A 22,626-nucleotide genomic window follows, 5' to 3' on the forward strand; every position below is an offset into this window, starting at 1 on the left:
GAAGATGGCCTCCGAAGCCTTGGCGAAGGAGGCCGCTCATTCATTTCAGGTTACGCATTCGCGCGGCGCCCTTCGCAGGACTGACATCCTGAGCCCGAAGCAGGATGCGGCATAGAAAGCCGGCGTTCGGGCAGGTGCGCCCCTGACGGCCGCAAACGCCGGTGATCCGGCAGTCCGTCTTTGTGCCCTCTACGGGCGCGCTCATGCTGCCAGCCTCTGCATGGCTTCGGCCATCTGAGCCGAGACACGGCGGTCGTAGTCGTCGGCAAGCGCCCGCAGGGCCGCAGCCCCGTCGCCGGAAAATGACGGACCGTGCATGAGCGCCAGAGTGCGTGGCGCGAGCTTGGCAAGCTCGCGGATGGTCGTGCCCATGCCGGGATTGAGTGCCGAATATTTGAACAGATCCTCGGCGGCGATCGCCGGGCCGACAACATCGCCGTCGGTCAGCGCGCGGTCGTTGCCGAGTTGGGTGAACAGATCGCCGCAGAGCAGGGTGCCGGTCGATTCCTCGTACATGACGCCGGCGTCCCAACCATGCGGCGTGTGCGGTGTATCGATGAAGCGCACGCGCTTGCCGCCGCCGATGTCGATCACCTCGCCATCCTTCAGCACCCGCGGCGCACGATCCGCGAAATCGTTGAGCGACACGTAGACGCCTGTCTGTCCGTGCGCGGCCGTTGCTTGCGGCGCAACGGTGAGCCATTCGTTCATGGCGCCGCATTCGTCGGATTCGAAATGGCCAAATCCAATCCAGCGAAGACGCTCCGGCGGGATGATGCGGGCAAGCGCGTCGCGGTTGAGCGCGAACATCTTCCGCAGACCGGTGTGGAACATGAGCGGCTCATCGCCCATGACCAGGAACTGGTTGAAGGTGAAGCCGACGGGCGGAGCAATGTCCGATACATAGGTCGATAGGCGGTAGATGCCCTCGGCGATTTCGTCGATTTTCGTTTCCATGGAATCTCCTCCAAAACAATGGTTGCGTTCCCTCTCCCGGTTACCCAGGGCTGGACTTCGACTAAAATCGAAGTACATATGTGTGTAGCGAAATATTAGAGCCCTGTCAACAATGGGTGCACATGCGTGTGCACTTAAATACATGACCCGCAAATACACCCTTAAACGCCGTGCCGAGCAGCAGGCGGAAACCCGGCGGCGCATCGTCGAAGCTGCGATCGACCTGCACGGTAGCGTTGGTCCCGCAGCAACGACCTTCAGCTTGGTCGCCGAGCGTGCCGGCGTTCAGCGACACACGCTCTACGCCCACTTCCCCGACGAGCGCAGTCTGCTGCAGGCCTGCTCGAGCACGCACATCGAGACGCATCCGCTGCCGAGCCCGGAGCCGTGGCGAGTTGTGGCCGACCCAGGCGAACGGATGCGGATCGCGCTGCTGGCGATCTATGAATGGTACGGGCGCAATGAAAGCGTGGTGGCCAGCGTGTTGCGCGACGCCGAACATCACCCGCCAACCCGGGAGGCTGTCGAGATGAGCATCGGCCCGTATTTCGCGACCTGCCAGGGGGTGCTCGGCGAAGGCCTTGGCGGCAGCCAGCGAGCGTTGCTACGGGTGGCGCTGAGCTTCTTCACCTGGCGCACGCTGGTGCGCGAAGCTGGCCTGCAGCCCGTTGAAGCCGTAAACGCCATGGTTCAGGCCGTCCAAGGCATGGGTTAAGCGGCAGACTCCGGCGGCAGTAGGCTGAGACGTGCGTGTTGTCAGCTTTCTGACGGGTGCGCCGCGATCGCACTCAAGAACGCCTCCCCGAACTCCTTGAGCTTCGTTGCACCCACGCCGTTCACTTCGGCAAAGTCGTCGAGGTCGCGCGGACGGCGCTCGGCCATGTCGATCAGGGTGCGGTCGGAAAACACCACATAGGCCGGCACCTGGCGTTCCTTGGCGAGCCGCAGCCGCAGCGTCTTGAGCGCGGCCAGCAAGGAAGTGTCCACGCTCTCGCCCGTGGCAGAGCCTTGCGCGGCACGCTTCCTGCCGCGCGCCAGACGGTCCCGGCCTTCGACACGATACTCGAACGCAACCTCGCCGCGGCCGAGCGCGCGGCCGCTTTCCGAGATGGCGAGGCCGCCATGGCCGTCGGGATCCGGCACCAGGAAGCCGCCGGCGACAAGTTGCCGGATGAGCGACAGCCAGACCGGCTTCCGGTGCATGATGCCGGTCCTGAAGCTGGCGAGCTGCTGATGGCCTCTGGCCAGCACCTTTTCGGTCTCATGGCCGAGCAGGATATCGATGACATGGGCGGCGCCGAAGCGCTCCCCGCTTTGCGCGATGGCCGCGAGGATGATCCGCGCCTCCGCCCCGCCATCGGCGCGCGGCGCCTGGTCGAGGCAGTTGTCGCAATTGCCGCAGGCTTGCGCCTCCTCGCCGAAATAGCCGAGCAGCACCTGGCGCCGGCACTGCGCCGTCTCGCAATAGCCGATCAGCGTTTCTAGCCGGCGATGCGCCCGTCTTTTGTGCTCGGGCGAGGTATCCTCGTCGTCGATGAACATCCGGCGCGTGCGGATGTCGCCGGCGCCGTAGAGCATGTGCGCTTCCGCCGCCCGGCCGTCGCGGCCGGCGCGGCCGATCTCCTGGTAATACGCTTCGAGGCTGCCGGGCAGGTCGGTGTGGAAGACATAGGCGACGTCGGGCTTGTCGATGCCCATGCCGAAGGCGATGGTCGCCACCATGACGACGCCCGACAGGCTCATGAAGGTGTTCTGGTTCGCCTCTCGCGCGTCCTTGCTCATGCCGGCGTGATAGGCGAGCGCGCGCACGCCGTTCTTCTCCAGGAAAGCCGCCATTTCTTCCGTCTTGCGGCGCGACAGGCAATAGATGATGCCGCTCTTGCCCTGGTGACGCTCGATGAAGCGCAGCAGCTGGCGCTTGCTGTCCTGCTTGGGCTCTATCGCCAGCTTGATATTGGGCCGGTCGAAGCCCAGCACCAGGGTTTCGGCGCGCCCGGCAAACAGCCGCGCTTCGATGTCGGCGCGCGTGGCCTCGTCCGCCGTCGCCGTCAGCGCGATGATGGGCGCCTGCGGAAACATGCCGCGCAATTGCGACAGGTCTTCATATTCGCGCCGGAAGGCCGGTCCCCATTGCGAGATGCAATGCGCCTCGTCGATGGCGATCAGGCCGACATCGAGCCGGGACAGGGCTTCGAGCATCCGCTCCGTCATCAGCCGCTCCGGCGCCATATAGAGCAGCCGCGTCTGCCCGGACGCCACGCGGCGCCAAGCAGCGACATTGGCGTCGCGGTCGAGCGAGGAATTGATGGTGTCGGCGGCCACGCCGGCAAGGCGCAAGGCGGCGACCTGGTCCTGCATCAGCGCCACCAGCGGCGACACCACGATGGTAAGCCCGCCTTTGACCAGCGCCGGAACCTGATAGCAGAGCGATTTGCCGGCGCCTGTCGGCATCACCGCCAGCACATGCCGCCCGGACAGCAACGCCTCGATCACGGTCGCTTGCCCGGGGCGAAAATCGTCGAAGCCGAACACATCCTTCAGGACGCGCCGCTTGTGATCCTCGGCCCGGATGCTCACTGCCTGCGCCGGCATCACAGCGCCGTTCCCGCCTTCAAGGTATAGGCCGGCATTTCGTAGCCGAATTCGTGGCAGAAGCTCTCCACGCGGGCGAGGAACGCCGCTGGGAGGCCATGCAGGTAGGTCTGGAATTCTTCATTGCGCTCCCATTTTCTCAGCGACGTCGGCCGTATCGGATTGTCCGCATCGCGGCTGTAAAGCGTGACCGGTGAAAGACCGAACGACCGGGCGATCCTGCCCTGGACGATATCGGGTTCGGCGATCAATTCCTCATAGCGCAGATAGAAAACGGCTCTTTCGGGTTGAGCCTTTCTAAGGCGCGTCAACCCGTCATACTCCGCCTCCCAGCGCTCGGTCGTTACGTGAAAACGCCGTTCGTTCACCGTCTCTGGATGGGAGCTTGTGAGCACGTCGAAAGGATGCCGCACACAATAGATCAATCCGACCGAGCCAGGCAGATGCTCGATGTCCTTATGGCTCTCATAGGTGCGTTTGACGACCAGATTGACTTCGGGGCGATCCAGTTCGAGCAGCGCCTGATACGGCGCTTCGTCCCTATGAACATAGATATCGTCGAAACACGCCATCAAACGACGGCTTAGCGTGGTTCCGCTGCGAGCACAGCCGGCAATGAAGATTCTTTTGCGAAACGTCATTGCCGAGGGCAGCCGGGGCGCAGCCTTGCGCAATCGCCAGAACAGTCGTCTTGCGCCACGGTGTAGAGTGGTCGCCGGCATCCGGGCTGCTTTGCCAGGAACGTCCTTCGACGTGATCTCGGCCAAGGCGATGCCGCTCTCTCCGGCAACGGCGTAGAGCAGCCAGGTGCGGCCTCTCTCCTCGAAAATCGCAGGATCGCGCAACGCGTTCTCCGCGCCTTCGGCCGGTCCGTCCCGGCTGGGGCAAACCGGCAAGCCCGCGCCTTCGAAGTCCGTCTGCGGTCGCAGCAGTTCGGTCTCGCCTTTGACCGTCCAGCCTCTCCAGTCCTCGGCGAGATCGATCGTGCCGTGAAGTATCCGTTCCGGCGCGTCGCCCCTGCGCGTGTAAAAGACCCGCAGCCAGCGACCGGATTTCTGCAGTGCAAGATGCCTCGGGGTGGGAAGATGCTTCATGCCGGACAGAACGACCGCACCCCGTTCGAAATCGGAGATGCCGGTCCTGGAGCGGAAGACGGTGATGGCTCCTGTCCCGAGAAGACCGTACCACCACTGATCGTGGCGGAAGAACCGGGCATAGGAAGGCCCGAGCGGCTCGGAAAGCGGATTGAAATGAAGGCCGTCACCGGATGTCGCGGCAAAGGTCGTCTGGCCTTCTCCGCCTTTTGCCGGTCCGTGAAAATACATAACGAAGCGGCGATTCCCCTGATCGACATGAACGTCGGGAGACGCGATGTGGCCTTTGATGAACGGACATTGAGCGAGGGACAGTACCCCGCCGGGATGGATGCGCCACGGGCCTTCGATCGAATCGGCGTAGGCGAGGCGGATATAAGAACCCCCGTGATCGGCGAAATAGAGATAGTAGGCGCCCTGCCGCCCAGGCGCCCAGTCCGGCATGCCGATAAGCGACGGCCCGTTGATGTTGATCCCATCGCCGCCGGGCAACATGTCCGGCGTCACAATAAGCCCAAGCCGGCTCGCGGTGAGAATGGGTGGCGCGATCATGCGGCAGGCTGCTTCCGGTCGCCGATTCCATCCTGGCGACAAGCGCGCCTGTCGTGGAGCCTGCACGTTCCAGCCCGGCTTCGCCGGGTCTCACATGTCGCTTGCTCTTCCAAGCCAGCCCCCTTGATCTTGCCGCCGCCTGGGGCAGGCGCCTTGGCTCGATTGCCGATCCGGCATCGTTCGGCCTTGTCGTTCGATACAACGACGTGCATTGAAACGAAAGGTCAAAGCAATGCCGCGGTCCATTCCCGGCGGCTTCGAACGACAGGGCTGTGGGACAGCGTACGCTTGCGACGAAATCATCGAAGCGTGGAAGGCCGTCACGACATTCCGCTCGAATCGCTGCGACCGCCGACTTCGCCGCCCGAGAGTTCCCCCGGCCCGTTCTGCGGTGCTATAACGCCGAGCCGCTCCGAATGAAGAGCGACGCTCGACGCAAAAGGAGCCTTGGCATGATCGATCCCGCGACGCTCGTCACCTACATCGCGGTCGTGTTCGGCTTCGTCTTCATCCCGGGGCCGGCGACGCTGCTCACGGTCGCGCGGGCGACGAGCTCGGGCACGAAGGTCGGCATCGCCACCGGCGCCGGTGTCGCGGCTGGCGACGTGATCCACACCGTCATGGCCATCGTCGGCATCTCGGCCGTCATCGCCGCTTCGGCGATGCTGTTCAGCATCGTCAAATATATCGGCGCGGCCTATCTCGTTTATCTCGGCATCCGCGCCATTTTCGAAAAGGCGCCGGCAGACCTGGCGGCCACGACGCTCCCCATTTCCGCGGGCCGGGCCTTCCGGCAGGCGATCCTGACCGAAGTGCTCAATCCGAAGACCGCGCTGTTCTTCCTGGCCTTCCTGCCGCAATTCGTGCACCCGCAAGGTGGTTTCGTGGTGCTGCAGCTGATGCAGCTTGGCATCATCTTTGTTCTGCTCGGGCTCTTCAGCACGGCCGTCTTCGCCGTCAGCGCGGGCGGCCTGGGTTCCTTGCTGCGCCGCAATCCGGCGGTGTCGAAATGGCAGGGCAAGGTGGTCGGCGGCATATATTGCGCGCTCGGCATACGCCTGGCGCTGCAGCAGCGCTGAAACGCTTCACCCGGCGGCGCCGGTCCCAGGCAGGCATGTCATAGCTGAATTCGTAACAGAAGGCCCGCTTAGCCGGCGTCGGCGGGGTGACGAGATCGCGCTTTCTTTATAAAAGAAACCAAGCATATTCTTGCAGAACTCAGCCGGGGGCTTGCTGATATTATTCTTCCGCAGTCGTCCTGCTTCTCCGACACCACAGCAATGGAATCCGTTTCGCCATGGATTCGTCCGCGCCCGTGCTGATCTTCTATGCCCGCAACGACGCGCTTGGCGACGGCCTGCTGCGGATTCCGGCCCTGCGGGCGGCGAGGACGGCCTTTCCGCAAAGCCGTGTCGTCTACGGCGCCATGCGCGGCTCATCGCTCTCGCATGCGTTGCACAAGCATGTCGCGCATCTCGTCGACGATTTCAGGACGAAGACGCCGCTTTCCGCCATCCTCGCCGAATTCGCGCCGCGCGGCCGCAAAGCCGTCGTTGCCGATCTGCGCACCGGCGTACCGGGCCTCATGCTCACGGCTCTTCGACTTGTGGGCCGGGGCATCCGCTACGAAGCGAACTTTGCCGGCCATCTTCTGTCGCTGCGCTGGGGCACGCGGTTGACGCTGCGGCCGGAACACAATGCCTGGCGCTACCATCGGCTGGTCGAGCGCCTGGCGGGGCGGCATCTGCCTTTCGACCACAGGCTCGATGTGCCGGACGCCGCCCGGACACTGGCGCGCCAGCTGCGCGGCGGTTGCGGCCGTCCGCTCGTCCTGCTTGGCGGCAATGCCCAGGGCAGGAAGTGTATGAGCGAAGATCAGGTGGTGGCCGTTGCCGGCAATCTCATCGATGCCGGCTACCGGGTGCTGTATCTGGCGACCCCCGGCAGCGGACCGGCGCCACCGGCGCTCCTCGCAAGGGAAGGCCGCCTCCAGGTGGCCGGTCCGGAACTGGCGCCGGACATTGCAAGCTTCGACGATCTCCTGCTTGCGCTGGGCGAGATGGCCGTCGCCTATATCGGCATGGAGGGCGGACTGGCGCATCTCATGGCCGCCGTCATGACGCCGGCGGTGATCGTCAACAACGGCGCCAATGTGGAGCGCTGGCGCCCCCTTTCAAACGCGGTCGAAGTCGTCACGGCGCCAAGGCGAGGCCGTTCGGCCTATGTCGCCGACGCGCCGGTCGAGGCCATACTCGATGCCGCGCATCGCCTGCTCGCGGCAGGCCGCCGCGATCACATGGCGGTCGCAGCGGTTCCGGAAAGGCGTGAAACCGCTCCGGTGCAATCGGCGTTCGATAGAACCGCCGACCTGTCCTAACCGAGGAAATCGGCCCGGCAAGGCGCAAAGCTGTCGACCAGCCGCCCGGCCTCCAGCGCCTTGACGCCATGCACGAGATTGGACGGCACGATGAAGCTGCTGCCTGTTTCGAGGATCTCCGATCGGCCGCCGATGGTAACCTCGAAGCAGCCCTCGGCGACATAGCTCGCCTGGACATGCGGATGCGAGTGCAGCGCCCCGACACCGCCCTTGTCGAAGGCGAACTCGACCATCATCAATTCATCAGTATGCACCAGCACGCGCCGCCTGTTGCCGTCCGGCGTCGGCTCCCAGGCTTTTTCGCCCGCATGCGAAAAGATATCGGTCATCGCTCAGCTTCCGTTCGGCTTGTAAAGCAAATCCAGGCAAGGTCCGGCGCGGTTTTCCGGCGGGAGACGGTCACCGCGCCAGCCAGCCGCCATCGACCGGCACCACCGCGCCATGCATATAGTCCGACGCCCGCGCCAGCAGGAACACGGCCGCGTCGCCGATGTCGTCGGGCCGGCCCCAGCGCGCCGCGGGGATGCGCCCGAGGATGGCCGCGCTGCGGTCCGGATCGGCGCGTAAGGCTTCCGTGTTGTTGGTCTCGACATAGCCCGGCGCGATGCCGTTGACGTTGATGCCTTTCGCCGCCCATTCGCAGGCGAGCAGCCTTGTGAGGCCGAGCACGCCGTGCTTCGAGGCCGTATAGGAAGCAACGCGGATGCCGCCCTGGAAACTCAGCACCGACGCGATGTTGACGATCTTGCCGCGCCGTCCGGGCTCCGTCAGCACGCGCCTGGCAAAGCTCTGGCACAGGCGAAAGACCGTCTTCAAATTGATGTCCATCACCTCGTCCCAATCGGCTTCGGTAAGGTCGACCGCATCGGCGCGCCGGATGATGCCGGCATTGTTGACGAGGCCGTCGAGCCGGCCGCTTTCGCTCCAGACCCGGTCGAGCATGGCGGCCGCCTCGGCCGGGTCACCGAGATCGGCCTTCACCGCTTCGAAGCTGCCGCCCGCGGCCGTAACTTTCGCGGCGGTGTCATCCATCGCCGATCGGCCGACGCCGACCACCAGGCCGCCGGCGCGCGCGATCGACACGGCGACGCCTTGCCCGATGCCGGTGTTGGCGCCGGTGACCAGGATGCGCTTGCCGGTAAGGCTGAAGGCGGAAAGATCGCTCACCGCAATTGATCCATCGCCACCTGATCGACGTCGGTATAGTCGACATTGTCTCCGGCCATCGCCCAGATGAAGGCGTAGTTGGATGTGCCGGCGCCCGAATGGATCGACCAGCCCGGCGACAGCACCGCCTCCTCGCTGCGCATGACGATGTGGCGCGTCTCGTCCGGTTCGCCCATGAAGTGGAAGACGCGCTGCCCTTCCGGCAGATCGAAGTAGAGATAGGCTTCCATGCGCCGGTCATGCACATGGCAAGGCATGGTGTTCCACACCGAGCCTGGCGCGAGCTGCGTGATGCCGACGACGAGCTGGCAGGTCTTGACGCCGCCGGCGTGGATGAACTGGAAGATCGAGCGTTCGTTGCTGGTCGCCTGGCTGCCGAGATCGATCCGCCTGGCGTCGCCGATGCGGATTAACTGGCTGGGATAGGGCCGATGCGCCGGTGCGCTAAGCAGGTAGAATTTTGCCGGCTTGTCGGGCTCCGCCGAGGCGAACGACACCTGCTCAGCGCCCATGCCGAGATAGACCATGTCGCGCGCCGCCAATTCGTAAGCCATGCCGTCGGCCGTGACGGTGCCGGCGCCGCCGATGTTGACGGCGATCAATTCGCGGCGGTCGAGGAAAGCCTTGGTTCCGGTCGGTTTGATCGCCTCGAGCGGCAGGGTCTTGTCGATAGGCATCGCGCCACCGACGATCATGCGGTCGTAATGCGTGTAGGTCAGGCTGACGAGGCCCGGCTGGAAAAGCCCCTCGACGTGGAAATGGTGGCGCAGCTCGTCTGTTCCCATGGCCGCGGCGGTGATGGGATCGATGGCGAAGCGCGAGGAAAATTGTGTCTGGTCCATTTCTAGGCCTTGTCTGAGGTCACTCGGTCGATGCGGCTTTCAGCGAATTGGCATAATAGGCCTGTCTGGCCTGCAGCCGCTCGCGGTAGCGCTGCTGGCTGCGGCTCAGATGCGTGCGCATCGCCTCGCGCGCGGCCTCGGCATCGCCTGCCGAGATCGCGTTGAGAATGACGAGATGCTCGCGCTGCAGGCCGCGCTGGTACTCGTCCGACTGGACGAGCTCTGTCGACCAGGGCGAGGTCACGTCGCAAGGAATGGCGCGGCGTCCCAGCACATCGAGCATCTCGACATAGAACGGGTTGTTGGTGGCGCTGGCGATCGCGCGGTGGAAGGCGAGGTCGGCCGGGCCGGTCGGCTGGCTGGCGAGCAGCAGCCGCTCGAACTCGAAGAAGGCCTCCTGGATCGCGGCCTCCTGGGCGGCGTTGCGGCGGATGGCGGCCAGGCCCGCCGATTCGATCTCGATCGCGAGGCGGACCTCGAGCACGTTGAGCGCGACCGAATCCTTGGCTCCCATGTCGGCGGCCAAAACGCCGAAGGTGGTCGAGATGTGCTCGCTGACGAAGACGCCGGCGCCTTGCCGCGCTTCGACCAGGCCATCGGCGGCAAGCTTGGCCAGCGCCTCGCGGATGACCGTGCGGCTGACGCCGAAAGTCTCCGTCAGCTGGCCTTCGGTTGGCAGCTTCTGTCCGGGCGGAACCTCGCCTGCCAAGAGCTGCTTGCGGATCGCCGCGACCACGGTCTCCGACAGTTTGGGTTTGCGTTCGACCCTGAGGTCGGCAACTGTTTGGGACACGTGGTGCCCTCCTAATGGAACAGGCTCGGCAGCCACAATGAGATCTCCGGTATGTAGGTGACAAGCATCAGCACCACGAAGGCCGCTCCATAGAACGGCCAGATCGAGCGCATTGCCGTCCAGATGGGAATGCGGCCGATGGCGCAACTGACGAACAGCACCGCGCCGACCGGCGGCGTGCAGAGGCCGATGCCGAGATTGAGGATCAGGATGACGCCGAAATGCACGGGATCGACGCCATAGGCCATGACCACCGGCAGGAAGATCGGCGTGGTGATGATGATGAGCGGCGACATATCCATGAATGTGCCGAGGATGAGCAGGACGACATTGATCAGAAGCAGTATGACCAGCTTGTTGTCGGACACGGACTGCAAAAACGCGACAAGCGCTGCCGGAACCCGGAGATAGGCCAGCAGCCAGCCGAAGGCCGCGGCGCAGCCGATGATCATCAGCACCATCGCTGTCGTGCGCACCGCCGCTGTCGTCGCGGTGACGAAATCGTTCCAGCTCATCGACCGGTAGATGATCAACGTCACCAGGAAAGCATAGACGATGGCAATGCAGGAGCTTTCGGTGGCGGTGAAGATGCCGGAGCGGACGCCGCCAAAGATGATGCCGATCAGGATCAGCCCGGGAATGGCAGCGACAAGCAGCTGCAAGGCCCGGCCGAAACCGGCAAAAGGTTCCGTCGGATAGCCGCGCCGGCTTGCCACCAGATAGGCGGTGACCATCAGCGACAGGGCCAGCAGCAGCCCCGGCAGAACGCCGGCGGTGAACAGATCCGCGATCGAGATGCGGCCGCCGGCCGAGATCGAATAGATGATCATGTTGTGCGACGGCGGGATCAGCAGCGCGATGATGGCGCCGACGGAGGTGATGTTGACGGCATAGTCGATGCCGTAGCCGCGCGCCTTCATCTGCGGGATCATCAGCCCGCCGACCGCTGAGGCATCGGCTACCGCCGAACCGGAAATTCCGCCGAACATGGTCGACGCGGCAATGTTCACTTGACCCAGGCCGCCGCGCAGATGGCCGACCAGGGACCCGGCCAATGCCACCAGGCGGGCGGCGATGCCGCCGCGAACCATAAGGTCGCCGGCGAAGATGAAGAACGGGATGGCCATCAGCGAAAAGACGCTGATGCCGGAATTGAGCCGCTGGAACACAACGACCGGCGGCAGGCCGATCGTGAGGATCGTCGCGAAGCTGGCGACGCCGAGGCAGAACGCGATCGGCGTGCCGATAACCAGCAGGAAGACGAAAGTGCCGAAAAGCACGATCAGTGCCATGGTTCAGAGCTCCTCGCCGGTTGCGTAGATGTCGGCATCGACCGGCAGCCCGGCAAAGCGCCCCGCCAGCCGCTCGAGTGAAAACAGGCAGACCAGCGCGCCTCCCATGATGACCGGCAGGAAGCTGACGCCGCCGGGCAAGGCGAGCGACGGCATCACCGTGTTCCAGGTCAACCTGGCGAGCTGCACGCCATAGACGATCATGCCGGCGCCGAAGGCCAATACGACGAGATCGGAAATGCTGCGCAGCACCGCCTTGGCCGAGGCAGGCAAGACATAGAGCAGCACGTCGAAGCCGAGATGCGTGCGCTCGCGCACGCCGACGGCGGCGCCGAGAAAGATGAACCAGCCCATCAGCAGCACGGATGAGGACTCGGTCCAGCTCGGCGAGCGGTTCAGCATGTAGCGCGAGAAGACCTGCCAGAAGATGATGACGGTCATCAGCGTCAACCCCGTGCCGCTGACCCATAAGGCCAATCGCGCAAGCCCAGAAAGGGCCTGTTCCACCCGCAGCCAGAACCCTTTCGTACCCGACCGGCTGGGTGGCAGCACGGAGGCCTCCGTGCCACCGGGCCTGTTGCCGATCCCGGTCATTTCGTCGCCTGGATACGGGCGGCGAGGTCCTTGAGCTCGGGCGTCGACAGATATTTGTCGTAGACCGGCTTCATGGCGTCGATCAGCGGCTGCTTGTCGATCTCGCTGATCTTGACGCCGGCCTTCTCGACGATGTCGCGCGACTTCTTCTCCTGCGCGTCCCACAGCTCGCGCATTTTGACGACGCTGTCCTTGGCCGCCTGGCGCACGATCGCCTGGTCTTCCGGCGCCAGCTTGTCCCAGCTTGCCTTCGACATCACCAGCACCTCCGGCACGATCTGGTGCTGATCCAGCGTGTAGTGCTTGGCGACCTCGTAGTGCTTGGCGGATTCGAAGCTCGGCCAGTTGTTCTCGGCGCCGTCGATGACGCCGGTCTGCAGCGCCGAATAGACCTCGCCATAGGCCATCGGCGTGGCGTTGGCGCCGAGCGCATTGACCATGTCGACAAAGACGTCCGACTGGATGACGCGGAACTTCATGCCCTTCATGTCTGCCATCGAGGCGATGTCCTTCTTGGTGTTGTAGAAGGAGCGCGCGCCGGAATCGTAAAAGGCGAGTCCGACAAGGTCATGCGCCTCGAACGCCTTCAGGATCTGGTCGCCGATCGGCCCGTCCATGACATGGCGCATATGCTCGACCGAGCGGAAGATGTAGGGCAACGACGGCACGGCGGTTTCCGGCACGATGCCGTTGAACGGCCCCATGGAGACGCGATCGAGGTCGATGACGCCGGCCTGGGTCTGCTCGATCGTATCCTTTTCCTCGCCGAGCTGCGCCGAATGATAGACCTCGATCGAATAGCGCCCGTTGGTGCGCTGCTTGATCAGCTCGCCCATATATTTGACCCCCTCGACTGTCGGATAGCCGTCCGGATGGGTGTCCGAAGAGCGCAGGACGGTTTCGGCCTGCGCGGCTCCGATCATCAAGGACCCGATGGCGAATGTCGCCGCCAGCAATCTCGAAATACGCAACATGTCTTTCCTCCCTTCAAAAATCACGGATATCCCGGCTCAGAGTCGGTACGCCTTCTTGGCAAGCGAGTAGGCAAGCTCCCGGGCCAGCTCATGCGCCTCCTCCTCCCGGAGGCGATGCTCGGCGACCAGCCGCGCCAGAAAGGCGCAGTCGACACGCCGCGCGACGTCGTGGCGCGCCGGGATCGACGGGAAGGCGCGCGTGTCGTCATTGAAGCCGACGGTGTTGTAGAAGCCCGCCGTCTCGGTGGTCATCTCGCGGAAGCGGCGCATTCCTTCCGGGCTGTCGTGGAACCACCAGGCTGGCCCGAGCTTGAGCGCCGGATAGATGCCGGCGAGCGGCGCCAGCTCGCGCGCATAGCTCGTCTCGTCGAGCGTGAACAGGATGATCGTGAGGTCGCGCTCCAGCCCGACGCAATCGAGCAGCGGCTTCAGCGCCGACACATAATCGGTCCGGGTCGGGATATCGAAGCCCTTGTCGCGGCCGAATTTCTGGAAAATGGAAGGCGAATGATTGCGCCATGATCCAGGATGGATCTGCATCGCCAGGCCGTCGTCGCGGCTCATCTTGGCCATCTCGGTCAGCATCTGGGCTCGGAACAGTTTTCGCTCGCGCTCATCCTCGGAGCCGCGCCGGATGCGGTTGAACAGCTCCTGCGCCGCCGCGTCGGAGAGATTGGCGGTCTCGGCCGTCGGATGACCGTGATCGGACGAGGTCGCGCCGAACTCCTTGAAATAGGCGCGGCGCTTTCGATGCGCATCGAGATAGCCGGACCAGCTGCCGGTGTCGCATCCGGTGATCTCGCCGAGCCTATCCAGATTGGCCGGGAACCCCTCGAAATCGGGATCGACCACGGCGTCCGGCCGATACGCGGTGACGACGCGACCCTTCCAGCCGCTGTCGCGGATCATACGGTGCCATTTGAGGTCGTCGAGCGCGCCTTCGGTCGTCGCGATCACCTCGATGTTGAAGCGCTCGAACAGCGCGCGCGGCCGATAGTCGTCGCGTTGCAGCAGCGCGGCGATCGTGTCGTAGATACGGTCGGCGCTGGCTGCGGTAAGCGGCTCCCTGATGTCGAACAGATGCTCGAACACACGATCGAGCCACAGCCGTGTGGGCGTGCCGCGGAAGAGATAATAATGCTCGGCGAAGCGCCGCCAGATCGCCCGGCCGTCGGTTTCGACGGGTGCGCCTTCGAGCGTCGGGACGCCGAGTTCCTCCAGCCGCACGCCTTGGCTGAACAGCATACGGAAAATGTAATGGTCCGGCACGATCAAGAGCTGCGCCGGGTCGGAAAACGGTTCGTTGAGCGCGTACCAGCGCGGGTCGGTGTGGCCGTGCGGACTGACGATCGGCAGGTCCTTCACACCTGCATAAAGGGCGCGCGCCAATGATCGCGTTTCCGGCGAAAACAGCAGGTCCGGATCGGTCAATACGGCCACGCGGCTCCTCCCAAGCTCCGCTATTGGTAGATCGGCCAGAGATAATGTCAACATACAAATATTATGCAGTTGTATGATGACTTTCGAAAGGAACGTGGCCATTGTGCACGGCGACAGCGGGTGTTAGGTCGCTGCCGTCGTTTTCCGATCGGAGACCAGCTTCCATGAACGGCCGCCTATCCAACGCCACCCTTGCGGAGCTGCCGGCCGAAGTTCTGGTGCCTCGCTATGACCGCAAATCCGTCGCGCCCGGCATCGTCCATCTTGGCGTCGGCGCCTTTCACCGTGCCCATCAGGCCGCCTATGTCGATGCCTGTCTGGCGGATGGCGAGAGCGATTGGGGCATCATCGGCGTCTCCCTGCGCAGCCCCGACACGCGCGATGCGCTGGCGCCGCAGGACGGGCTCTACACGCTGGCAATCCGCGACAGCGCCGGCGAGCAGCTGCAGGTGATCGGCTCGATCCAGTCCTTGCACGTCGCCCCGGAGGACCCTGGCGCTGTGCTCGCCGCGCTCACCGATCCGGGCACCCGCATCGTCACGCTCACCATCACCGAGAAGGCCTATCTAAGGGCAGCCGACGGCACGCTCGACGCTGCGCACCCCGATATCGTCCACGACCTCGCCAACCCCGGATCGCCGAAGACGGCGCATGGATTTCTCGCCGAGTCGCTCGCGCGCCGCCGCGCCGCCGGCACGCCGCCCTTCACGGTGCTCTGCTGCGACAACCTGCCGGCCAACGGCGCCACATTGCACCGGCTGATGGTCGAGTTCGCCGAGTTGCGAGACAGCCGCGAAGGCGGTGCCCACCTCGCGCGTCACATCGCCGACGAAGTGGCGTTTCCATCTTCCATGGTCGACCGCATCGTGCCGGCGACCACGGACGCCGATCGCGCCCGCATCGCTGGCGAGCTCGGCATCGATGACGCGTGGCCGGTGATGACCGAGCCGTTCCGGCAATGGGTGATCGAGGACCGCTTTCCCGCCGGGCGGCCGGCCTGGGAGAAATTCGGCGTCACCATGGTCGAGGACGTCGGCCCGTTCGAGGACATGAAGCTGCGGCTGCTCAACGGCGCGCATTCGGGCATCGCCTATCTCGGCCTGCTCAGCGGCCACGCCACCGTCGACCGCGCCTTTGCCGATCCGTCGATCCGGCAGTTCGTCGATTGGCTCTGGGCCGAGGCTATTCCAACCCTGCCGCAGCAGGCCGGGCTCGACACAAGCGCCTATACGGCCGAGCTCGCCGAACGTTTTTCCAACACCGCGCTCGCCCACCGCACTGCGCAGATCGCCAATGACGGCAGCCAGAAGCTGCCGCAGCGCATCGTCGCCTCCGCCCTCGCCCGGCTGGAGGCCGGCTTGCTGCCGGAACATCTGTCGCTGGTTGTTGCCGCTTGGATCGCCGCCTGCGCCGCGCGCGGTAGCAGCTTGCCTGAGGGCCATTTCACCGACCCGCTCGATACCGCCCTCGGCGACCTGTTCGGCCGCAATCTGCCGACCGCAACATTGGCCGAGGCTGTGTTCGACCTCGCCGGCTTTGCCAAAGGCCACGCGGAACGACAAAGGTTGATCGAGTTTGTCGCCACCCACCTCGTCCATTTCAAGCAGGGCGGTCCGAAGCTGGCTTTTGCCGCGCTCGGCATTAATGGCAAGAGCGGAAAGGCCGATTAGTCCGAGGGCTCGACGGCGCCTTACCGGCCGACCGACCCGTTCACGACCTGGCGTGAAGCGTAATCGAGACCTCTCGAGTTCCAGAACAGCCGAGCGGCCTTGCCGACGAGATTTTCGTAAGGAACGAAGCCCACTCTGAACCTGCTGTCGGAAGCATTATCGCGATTGTCGCCGAGCACGAAATAATGGCCGGGCGGTACGATCCAGGCGCGTGTGTTGTCGCCGACGGAATTGTCCGTCAGGTCGAGTACGAAATGGACGACGCCGCCGGGCAACGTCTCGCGCCGAAGCTTTGCCGGTCTCGACGATTCTTCGTAAGCAAACGTGCCGGCGTCCTCGAGGCCGACGGCCACGTTGTCGATGTGCAGCACGCCGTCGATCATCTGGATCTTTTCACCGGGAAGACCGACGATCCGTTGGATATAGTCGATGCTGGGGTCGGGCGGGAACTTGAACACCACCACGTCTCCCCGTTTTGGCTCGGCACCAAAAACGCGTCCCTCGATCGGCAACAGCTCGAACGGTATGCTGTACCGGCTGTAGCCATATGCAAATTTCGACACGAACAGATAGTCGCCATTCTGCAGGGTGGGGTTCATGCTGCTGGACGGGATCGTAAACGGCTGGAACAAAAGCGTACGGATCACCAGTGCAGCAATCAGCGATGTGAGAATAGCCAGGGCGAGGACCACGCCTCCGTGCGCATACCACCTGTTAGGCGTGAAGCGGTTTGCGAAGGGCGCCACGAGCGCGGCCGACAAGACCATAGATGTCACGTTTGAGAAATTTGTCGCCCGGCTAAGATCGACTCCCGGCAGCGCCGGAAAGCCGACATAAACAATCGCCAAGGCGAGCACGCTGAAAAAGACGAGGCTGACGAGGGCCAGCCTGCCCGCTCCAATCCAAAGGAACCCGGCAAACGGCCCGCCAAAAGCGGATATCAGGGCCGTCGACCACCTCGATCGCGAGGTTACTTCTCGTTGATCCGTCTGCTGCGTCATCGGCCACCCCCTGCCAAGGCAGCCGGACTGTCGGATAAACAAAAAAGCGGGGCAAGGCCCCGCTTTCAAAATTGCCCCCATGCGGATCGATCTGTCGTCCTGGACGGACTTCAGGCCGGCAGCAGCGCGCCTTCCAGCGTGGTGAGCTGGCTGAGGAACTGCTCAGCCTTGCTGCGGCTCTCGTCGTCCTTTGCGTCGGCCGCGTCTTCCTTGGCCTCCTGGATGCGACGAGCAAGATCGGCGCGATCGATGTCGTTCACATGCGTCGCCGATTCGGCAAGAAGCGTGCAACCGGAAGGCAGGATGTCGGCGAAACCGCCGAACACGACGAAGCGCTCTTCCTTGCCGCCCGCGGTCTTTATCGTGACGACGCCGGGCTTGATGGTCGTCATGACCGGCGCGTGCTGCGCCATCACCGTCATCTCGCCTTCGGCGCCCGGGATGACGACCGACTCAACCTGCTCGGAAACGAGCAGCCGCTCCGGCGAGACCAGTTCGAACTTGAAAGCTTCAGCCATGATCAATTTTAGCGAGTAGGGAATAGCGAGTAGCGAGTAGTGAAGAAACTCGCCAAACCCGTTGCTCCCTATTCGCTACTCCCTATTCGCTATTCGCTTTCTTATGCCGCTTCCGCCGCCAGGCGCTGTGCCTTCTCGACCGCCTCGTCGATGCCGCCGACCATGTAGAAGGCGGCTTCCGGCAGGTGGTCGTAGTCGCCGGCGCAAAGGCCCTTGAAGCCCTTGATGGTATCGGCGAGGTCGACCAGCTTGCCCGGCGATCCGGTGAACACTTCGGCGACGAAGAACGGCTGCGACAGGAAGCGCTCGATCTTGCGGGCGCGGGCCACCGTCTGCTTGTCCTCTTCCGACAGCTCGTCCATGCCGAGGATGGCGATGATGTCCTGCAGCGACTTGTAGCGCTGAAGGATCGACTGCACCTGGCGGGCAACCTGATAGTGCTCCTCGCCGACGACCATCGGGTCGAGCATGCGCGAGGTGGAATCCAGCGGATCGACGGCCGGGTAGATGCCCTTTTCCGAGATCGCGCGGTTCAGCACGGTCGTGGCATCGAGGTGGGCGAAGGACGTCGCCGGCGCCGGGTCGGTCAAGTCGTCGGCCGGCACGTAGATGGCCTGCACCGAGGTGATCGAGCCCTTGGTCGTCGTCGTGATGCGCTCCTGCAGCGCGCCCATGTCGGTCGCCAGCGTCGGCTGGTAACCCACGGCGGAAGGAATGCGGCCGAGCAGCGCCGACACTTCCGAGCCCGCCTGCGTGAAGCGGAAGATGTTGTCGACGAAGAACAGCACGTCCTGGCCCTGGTCGCGGAAATATTCGGCGACCGTGAGGCCGGTCAGGCCGACGCGGGCGCGCGCGCCCGGCGGCTCGTTCATCTGGCCGTAGACAAGTGCTGCCTTCGAGCCCTGGCCGCCGCCCTTCTTGTTGACGCCCGATTCGATGAACTCGTGATAGAGGTCGTTGCCTTCGCGGGTGCGCTCGCCGACGCCGGCGAACACCGAGAAGCCGCCATGCGCCTTGGCGACGTTGTTGATCAGCTCCTGGATCAGCACGGTCTTGCCGACGCCGGCGCCGCCGAACAGGCCGATCTTGCCGCCGCGGGCATAAGGCGCCAGGAGGTCGAGAACCTTGATGCCGGTGACCAGGATCTGCGCTTCCGTCGACTGGTCGACATAGGCCGGAGCCGGCTGGTGGATGGCGCGCATTTCGACGCCGTCGACCGGGCCTTCCTCGTCGACCGGCTCGCCGATGACGTTGATGATGCGGCCGAGCATGCCGGGACCGACCGGAACCGAGATCGGCGCGCCGGTGTCATAGACCTCCTGGCCGCGAACCAGACCTTCGGTCGAGTCCATGGCGATGCAGCGCACGGTGTTCTCGCCGAGATGCTGGGCCACCTCGAGCACCAGGCGGTTGCCGACATTGTCGGTTTCCAGCGCGTTCAGAATGGCCGGCAGGTGATCCTCGAACTGCACGTCCACGACGGCGCCGATGACCTGGCGGACCTTGCCGGCGGCGCCGACGCGCTTGGCCGCGACGCTGGCTGCGGAAGCCGCGGCCTTGGCCGGAGCGGCCGCCTTCTTCGCCGGAGCGGCGGCCTTCGCGGCTGCTGCCGGGGCCTTTGCCGCCTTCGGGGCCGGTGCCTCCTTGGCCGCGGTCTTCGGGGTAGCTGCTTTCGCCATCGTCTTTGCCCTTTTCGTCTATCCGTTGTTCACGCCACTCGCCGGGTGTCCCGCGCGGGGCGTGATTAGAGCGCCTCGGCGCCCGATATGATCTCGATCAGTTCCTTGGTGATCTGCGCCTGCCGCTGGCGGTTGTAGGTGATCGACAGCTTGTTGATCATGTCGCCGGCATTGCGCGTCGCATTGTCCATCGCGCTCATCTTGGCGCCCATCTCGCCGGCCGCGTTTTCAAGCAGCGCGCGGAAGATCTGCACCGCGATGTTTCGCGGGATGAGGTCGGAGAGGATCTCGCCCGGCTCCGGCTCGTATTCGTAGACGGCATTGCCGCCACTGGTCGCCTCGGGAGCGGTCGACCCGACGGCCGCCGCCGGGATGATCTGCTGCGCCGTCGGGACCTGGCTGATCACCGACTTGAACTGCGAATAGAACAGCGTGCAGATGTCGAAGCCGCCCTCGTTGAAGAGGTGGATGACCTTGCGCGCGATCGCATCGGCATTGGCGAAGCCGAGCGTCTTCACTTCGCGCAGGTCGACGCGCTCGAGGATCATCGAAGCGTATTCGCGGCGCAGGATGTCATAGCCCTTCTTGCCGACGCAGATGATCTTCACCTGCTTGCCGTCGGCCAGCAGCCTGCGGATGTGGTCGCGGGCGAGGCGCGCGATCTGCGAGTTGAAGCCGCCGCACAGGCCGCGCTCGGCCGTGCAGACGATGAGCAGATGCACGTCGTCCCTGCCGGTGCCCGTCATCAGCGCCGGGGCATCGCCGCCGCCGCCGATCGCCTGGGTGATGTTGGCCAGGACCGCGCCCATGCGCTCGGAATAGGGTCTAGCTGCTTCCGCCGCTTCCTGCGCGCGACGCAGCTTCGCCGCGGCGACCATCTGCATCGCCTTGGTGATCTTCTGCGTCGCCTTGACCGAGGCGATACGGTTACGAAGGTCTTTTAACGAAGCCATGCTTCAAACCTGATCCCGTCCAGCTTCGTTCAAGCGAAGGTCTTGGCGAAGGCGTCGATCTCGGCCTTGAGCTTGGCGCGCAAATCGTCCGACAGCGCCTTCTCCTTGCGGATGCCGTCGAGCACGTCCTTGCCGGCCGAGCGCATATGGCTGAGCAGCCCATGCTCGAACTTGCCGACCTGGTTCAGCGGCAGCTTGTCGAGATAGCCGTTGACGCCGGCGAAGATCACCGCGACCTGTTCCTCGACCTTGAGCGGCGAGAATTGCGGCTGCTTGAGCAGCTCGGTCAGGCGCGAACCGCGATTGAGCAGACGCTGCGTTGCCGCGTCGAGGTCAGAGCCGAACTGCGCGAAGGCAGCCATTTCGCGATACTGCGCGAGCTCGCCCTTGATGGAGCCGGCGACCTGCTTCATCGCCTTGATCTGCGCCGAGGAGCCGACGCGCGACACCGACAGGCCGACGTTCACCGCCGGACGGATGCCCTGGAAGAACAGGTTGGTTTCGAGGAAGATCTGGCCGTCGGTGATCGAGATCACGTTGGTCGGGATGTAGGCCGACACGTCGTTGGCCTGCGTCTCGATGATCGGCAGCGCGGTCAGCGACCCGTTGCCGTTGTCGTCATTGAGCTTTGCGGCACGCTCGAGCAGGCGCGAGTGCAGGTAGAAGACGTCGCCCGGATAAGCTTCGCGGCCCGGCGGGCGGCGCAGCAGGAGCGACATCTGGCGGTACGCGACGGCCTGCTTCGACAGATCGTCATAGCTGATCAGCGCATGCATGCCGTTGTCGCGGAAATATTCGCCCATGGTGCAGGCGGTGAACGGCGCCAGGAACTGCATCGGCGCCGGATCGGACGCGGTGGCAGCGACGATGATCGAATATTCGAGCGCGCCGCGCTCTTCCAGCACCTTGACGAACTGCGCGACGGTCGAGCGCTTCTGGCCGACGGCGACGTAGACGCAGTAGAGCTTTTCCTTCTCGGGGCCGTTGTCGTGCACCGACTTCTGGTTCAGCATCGTGTCGAGGATGATGGCGGTCTTGCCGGTCTGGCGATCGCCGATGACCAGCTCGCGCTGGCCGCGGCCGACCGGGATCAGCGCGTCGATGGCCTTGAGGCCGGTCGACATCGGCTCATGCACCGACTTGCGCGGAATGATGCCGGGCGCCTTGACGTCGACACGCTTGCGTTCGGTCGCCTTGATCGGGCCCTTGCCATCGATCGGATTGCCCAGCGCGTCGACGACGCGGCCGAGCAGGCCCATGCCGACAGGCGCGTCGACGATGGCGCCGGTGCGCTTGACGGTGTCGCCTTCCTTGATGTCGCGGTCGTTGCCAAAGATGACGACGCCGACATTGTCGGCTTCGAGGTTCAGCGCCATGCCGCGGATGCCGCCGGGGAATTCGACCATCTCGCCGGCCTGGACGTTGTCGAGGCCGTAGACGCGGGCGATGCCGTCACCGACGGACAGAACCTGGCCGACTTCGGAGACCTCGGCCTCCCTGCCGAAATTCTTGATCTGGTCTTTCAGAATTGCGGAAATTTCCGCGGCGCGGATGTCCATCAGCCGACCTCTTTCAGTGCAAGCTTGAGCGAATTGAGTTTGGTTTTGAGCGACGTGTCGATTTGGCGCGAGCCCATCTTGACGACCAGGCCGCCGAGCAGCGACGGATCGACGGTCATGGCAATAGCCACGTCCTTGCCGGCGATGCTCTTCAGCGTCGCCTGGAGTTCAGCCTGCTGCGCATCCGTCAGCGCATGCGCCGAGGTGACCTCGGCCGATGCCTCGCCGCGATGGTCGGCGGCGATCTGGCGGAATGCCTTGATCATGCCGGGTACCGCGAACAGGCGGCGGTTCTTGGCGACGACGCGCAGGAAATTGCCCACCAGGCCGGTGATCTGGGCCTTGTCGGCGATGGCGGCGATGGCCCTTGCCTGGTCCTCGCCGGAAAACACCGGGCTGTTGATCAGCCGCGCGAGATCGTCGCTGCTGTTGAGCATTGCCTCGAAGCTGGCGAGGTCGGCCTCGACCTTGGCGACTGAATTGTCCTGCAGCGCAAGCTCGAATAGCGAGCCTGCATAGCGTTCGGCGACAGCTGAGATTGGCGATGACGATTGGGCCACGGACCGTCTTTT

Annotated in this window: 21 protein-coding genes; 4 read left to right on the plus strand and 17 right to left on the minus strand. The window is 64.4% G+C overall.

The genetic code is table 11. The features are described 5' to 3' along the window. Positions 1-201 precede the first annotated feature (201 nt). The gene (locus FJ423_RS11620) at positions 202-957 is read right to left on the minus strand and encodes an MBL fold metallo-hydrolase (protein WP_140841802.1); all 756 of its coding nucleotides are present in this window, start codon (positions 955-957) and stop codon (positions 202-204) included. A gap of 142 nt (positions 958-1,099) precedes the next feature. Between FJ423_RS11620 and FJ423_RS11625 the strand changes: the two genes are divergently transcribed. Continuing rightward, entirely contained in the window at positions 1,100-1,672 is a 573-nt protein-coding gene (locus FJ423_RS11625) for a TetR/AcrR family transcriptional regulator (RefSeq protein WP_140841804.1), read from the plus strand. 41 nt (positions 1,673-1,713) lie between these two features. Here the strand turns inward: FJ423_RS11625 and recQ are convergent, their stop codons facing one another. Both recQ and FJ423_RS11635 read right to left on the minus strand, forming a co-directional pair. Continuing rightward, positions 1,714-3,549, minus strand: coding sequence for a DNA helicase RecQ (gene recQ / locus FJ423_RS11630; RefSeq protein ID WP_140841806.1), 1,836 nt, complete (start codon positions 3,547-3,549; stop codon positions 1,714-1,716). Then, positions 3,549-5,195: a hypothetical protein gene (locus FJ423_RS11635; RefSeq protein ID WP_140841808.1), complete on the minus strand. Its 1,647-nt coding sequence runs from the start codon at positions 5,193-5,195 to the stop codon at positions 3,549-3,551. The genes recQ and FJ423_RS11635 overlap by 1 nt, the downstream gene beginning before the upstream one ends. A 452-nt stretch (positions 5,196-5,647) precedes the next feature. Here FJ423_RS11635 and FJ423_RS11640 point away from each other — a divergent pair, with 452 nt between their 5' ends. Continuing rightward, entirely contained in the window at positions 5,648-6,274 is a 627-nt protein-coding gene (locus FJ423_RS11640; RefSeq protein ID WP_140841810.1) for a LysE family translocator, read from the plus strand. Between the two features lie 218 nt (positions 6,275-6,492). Further along, entirely contained in the window at positions 6,493-7,572 is a 1,080-nt protein-coding gene (locus tag FJ423_RS11645) for a glycosyltransferase family 9 protein (RefSeq protein WP_140841812.1), read from the plus strand. Here FJ423_RS11645 and FJ423_RS11650 read toward each other — a convergent pair. The 8 genes from FJ423_RS11650 to uxaC form a co-directional block, all read right to left on the minus strand. Then, entirely contained in the window at positions 7,569-7,901 is a 333-nt protein-coding gene (locus FJ423_RS11650; protein ID WP_140841813.1) for a cupin domain-containing protein, read from the minus strand. The two genes, FJ423_RS11645 and FJ423_RS11650, sit on opposite strands and share 4 nt — an antisense overlap. 70 nt (positions 7,902-7,971) lie before the next feature. After that, positions 7,972-8,739, minus strand: coding sequence for a 2-dehydro-3-deoxy-D-gluconate 5-dehydrogenase KduD (gene kduD, locus FJ423_RS11655; RefSeq protein WP_140841815.1), 768 nt, complete (start codon positions 8,737-8,739; stop codon positions 7,972-7,974). After that, positions 8,736-9,581, minus strand: a complete 846-nt coding sequence (gene kduI, locus FJ423_RS11660) for a 5-dehydro-4-deoxy-D-glucuronate isomerase (RefSeq protein ID WP_140841817.1) — start codon at positions 9,579-9,581, stop codon at positions 8,736-8,738. The genes kduD and kduI overlap by 4 nt, the downstream gene beginning before the upstream one ends. 19 nt (positions 9,582-9,600) lie before the next feature. Beyond that, positions 9,601-10,374 (minus strand): FadR/GntR family transcriptional regulator, encoded by a 774-nt coding sequence (locus FJ423_RS11665; RefSeq protein WP_140841819.1) that lies wholly within the window; start codon positions 10,372-10,374, stop codon positions 9,601-9,603. Between the two features lie 11 nt (positions 10,375-10,385). Continuing rightward, positions 10,386-11,666, minus strand: coding sequence for a TRAP transporter large permease (locus FJ423_RS11670; protein ID WP_140841821.1), 1,281 nt, complete (start codon positions 11,664-11,666; stop codon positions 10,386-10,388). Between the two features lie 3 nt (positions 11,667-11,669). Next, positions 11,670-12,260, minus strand: a complete 591-nt coding sequence (locus FJ423_RS11675; protein ID WP_246680142.1) for a TRAP transporter small permease — start codon at positions 12,258-12,260, stop codon at positions 11,670-11,672. Then, complete coding sequence (locus FJ423_RS11680) at positions 12,257-13,234, minus strand: TRAP transporter substrate-binding protein (protein WP_140841823.1); 978 nt, start codon at positions 13,232-13,234, stop codon at positions 12,257-12,259. The genes FJ423_RS11675 and FJ423_RS11680 overlap by 4 nt, the downstream gene beginning before the upstream one ends. 36 nt (positions 13,235-13,270) lie before the next feature. After that, a complete protein-coding gene (uxaC, locus tag FJ423_RS11685; RefSeq protein WP_181174776.1) occupies positions 13,271-14,674 on the minus strand; it encodes a glucuronate isomerase in 1,404 nt (467 codons plus the stop codon). Between the two features lie 164 nt (positions 14,675-14,838). Between uxaC and FJ423_RS11690 the strand changes: the two genes are divergently transcribed. Then, on the plus strand, positions 14,839-16,344 hold the full coding sequence (locus FJ423_RS11690) for a mannitol dehydrogenase family protein (RefSeq protein ID WP_140841827.1): 1,506 nt from the start codon (positions 14,839-14,841) through the stop codon (positions 16,342-16,344). Between the two features lie 20 nt (positions 16,345-16,364). Here the strand turns inward: FJ423_RS11690 and lepB are convergent, their stop codons facing one another. The 6 genes from lepB to FJ423_RS11720 all read right to left on the minus strand — a co-directional run bounded on the left by lepB (position 16,365) and on the right by FJ423_RS11720 (position 22,614). Continuing rightward, positions 16,365-17,345: a signal peptidase I gene (gene lepB, locus FJ423_RS11695; protein WP_140841829.1), complete on the minus strand. Its 981-nt coding sequence runs from the start codon at positions 17,343-17,345 to the stop codon at positions 16,365-16,367. Between the two features lie 110 nt (positions 17,346-17,455). Then, positions 17,456-17,863, minus strand: a complete 408-nt coding sequence (locus tag FJ423_RS11700) for a F0F1 ATP synthase subunit epsilon (protein ID WP_095769727.1) — start codon at positions 17,861-17,863, stop codon at positions 17,456-17,458. 101 nt (positions 17,864-17,964) lie between these two features. Continuing rightward, positions 17,965-19,542: a F0F1 ATP synthase subunit beta gene (atpD, locus tag FJ423_RS11705; protein WP_140841831.1), complete on the minus strand. Its 1,578-nt coding sequence runs from the start codon at positions 19,540-19,542 to the stop codon at positions 17,965-17,967. A gap of 65 nt (positions 19,543-19,607) precedes the next feature. Further along, positions 19,608-20,495, minus strand: a complete 888-nt coding sequence (locus FJ423_RS11710; protein WP_140841833.1) for a F0F1 ATP synthase subunit gamma — start codon at positions 20,493-20,495, stop codon at positions 19,608-19,610. Between the two features lie 29 nt (positions 20,496-20,524). Further along, on the minus strand, positions 20,525-22,054 hold the full coding sequence (atpA, locus tag FJ423_RS11715) for a F0F1 ATP synthase subunit alpha (RefSeq protein WP_140841835.1): 1,530 nt from the start codon (positions 22,052-22,054) through the stop codon (positions 20,525-20,527). Continuing rightward, complete coding sequence (locus FJ423_RS11720) at positions 22,054-22,614, minus strand: F0F1 ATP synthase subunit delta (protein ID WP_140841837.1); 561 nt, start codon at positions 22,612-22,614, stop codon at positions 22,054-22,056. Before FJ423_RS11720 ends, atpA begins: the two co-directional genes overlap by 1 nt. Positions 22,615-22,626 lie beyond the last annotated feature (12 nt).

This window comes from Mesorhizobium sp. B2-8-9 (genome assembly GCF_006439475.1).
Taxonomy (GTDB): domain Bacteria; phylum Pseudomonadota; class Alphaproteobacteria; order Rhizobiales; family Rhizobiaceae; genus Mesorhizobium.